The sequence below is a fragment of the Rathayibacter iranicus NCPPB 2253 = VKM Ac-1602 genome (genome assembly GCF_003149025.1).
Taxonomy (GTDB): Bacteria; Actinomycetota; Actinomycetes; order Actinomycetales; family Microbacteriaceae; genus Rathayibacter; species Rathayibacter iranicus.
In genome coordinates, this window is sequence record NZ_QGDV01000034.1 from 2,227 (window position 1) to 4,580 (window position 2,354).

Here is a 2,354-nt window from a genome sequence, read left to right on the forward strand (position 1 = left end):
TCCCCGTCGGGCGCGCGGACCGAGTACCGCTACACCCCGACCGGACAGCTCGCTTCCCGCCGGAACCCGCTCGGCGCGACGTGGCGGTATGAGTACGACGGCGGCGGACGCCTGACCGGGATCATCGACCCCCTCGGCGCCCGGACCGTGATGGAGCACGGGGAGCACGGCGCCGTGTCCCGGACCATCGACCCTTTGGGTCGGGTGATCGGCCGGGAGTTCGATGACCTCGGCAACGTGTCCGCCGCGATCCTCCCCGACGGGACATCGTGGCAGTTCGGGTACGACGCCCTGTCCCGCCTCACCGAGACCACGGATCCCGCGGGGCATTTGTGGCGTCGCGAGTACGACGCGGACGGCGGCCTGAGTGCCCTGATCGACCCGACGGGGATGCGGGCGAGTGTGTTCACCGATCCGCGCACGACGGCCGTCTCCGACGGGACGGTGTCCTCCCGCACCCGCTTCGACCCCCTCGGCCGGCCCGTCGCCACTGAAGCGCAGGACGGGTCCACGGCGCTCACCGTGTATGACCGGTGCGGGCGCCCCGTGGAACTCGTCGACGAGGAAGGAGCCCTCACCCGCCTCACCCGCGACGCCGCCGGGCGCATCATCGAACAGACCATCCCCTCCGGCGCGACGACCCGGTTTGAGTACGACCGGTGCGGACGCCTCACCGCGATCACCGACCCCGCCGGCGCCCGCACCACCCTCGAGTACGACGCCGACGGACGCCACACCCGATGGACCGGACCCACCGGAGACACCGGCTGGAGCGAATACGACGCGGCCGGCCGCGTCACCGCCCGCCACAGCCCCGGTCGCGGGACGGCCCGGTACCGGTACGACCTGCTCGGGCGGGTCGTGTGGTCGCGGGACTCCTGGCACGGGACCCGCCGATACCGGTACGACCCCGCCGGGCAACTCATCGAAGCCGTCAACGGGGTCGGCGGAGTCACCCGATACGAGTACGACCAGCGCGGCCGCAACACGACCATCACCGACCCGCTCGGCGGGATCACCCGGCGGGTGTTCGACGCGGCCGACCATGCGGTCGCGGCGACCGATCCACTCGGCCGGACCACGACCGCCGGTTACGACCCGGCGGGACGTCAACTGTGGCAGCAGAACCCCGACGGGCACCGCCTGTCCTGGACCTACGACACGTCTGGCCGCGAAACCAGCCTCAGCGCCGACGGACGCCTGCTCTCCGAAACCCGCCGCGACCTATCAGCCCGCCAGGCAGTCATCACCGACCACACCGCACCCGACGGACCCATCGAACACACGCTCGCCTGGAACCGCCGGGACCAGCTCATCCGCCGCACCCGCAACGGCCACGGCCTCGCGTGGGAGTACGACGCCGACGGAAACCGGACCGCCATGGTGGGGCCGGATGGGGCGCGGACCCGGTATGAACGCGACAGCACCGGGCGGGTCACCGCGATCGAACACCCCAGCCTGGGCCGCGCGAGCTTCGAGTACGACGCCGCCGGACACCTGACCGCGTCCACCGCCGGCGGCATCACCCAGTCCTGGCGACACCACGACGGGTACGTCACCGAACACACCACCCAGACCGGCAGCGGGACCGGCAGCGGGGCGGGGCGGACGCGGGTGATCCGGGATGAGGACGGCCGCATCACCCGCCTCGACGGACCCACCGGCAGCGTCGAATACCGGTACGACCACGCCCAGCAACTCCTCGAAACCCGCACCAACACGGGCACCAACGCGGGCGCGGGCACCGGTGCGTCGACGTTCGAGTACGACGCTGGCGGACGCCTCACCCGCGAAACCGGCCCCGACGGCCGCACGAGCGTCCACGAATACGACGCCGCCGGGCAACTGCTTGCCACCACTCGGGATGACGGCTCCCGGATCGAGTACCGCTACGACGGCCTCGGCCGCCGCACCCACGTCACCGCCGCCGACGGCAGCCACCGCTCCTACGCCTGGAGCCCCGCCGGCTGGCTCAACACCATCACCGACACCACCCCACACGGCACCACCACGACCGCCCTGCACGTCGATACCCTCGGCGAACTCGCCAGCATCAACGGGGCTACCACCTGGTGGGACACCGCCTCCTACGCCCCCGCACTCCTCGCGGTAGGTGACACTCCGATCCTTGCCACGCCGGGAGGCGTCACCGGCATCGGCGACACCTGGACCGGCGGCAGCTGGCGGGCCGAACGCGCGACCAACGCCGACGACCTCTGGGGCGTCGGCCCCGATACCGGACTGCCGCCCGGCATCACCCTCCCCGCCGGGATCAGCATCACCGGGTCCGGTGGCCTCGCCATCGCGGGACTGGAATGGCTCGGCCACCGCGCCTACGACCCGGGGACCCGGGG

At 72.3% G+C, this 2,354-nt stretch carries 1 pseudogene; it reads left to right on the plus strand.

The window, feature by feature from the left end:
• Window positions 1–2,354 (plus strand): annotated as a pseudogene (locus B0H03_RS16840) (DUF6531 domain-containing protein); the annotation flags it as partial.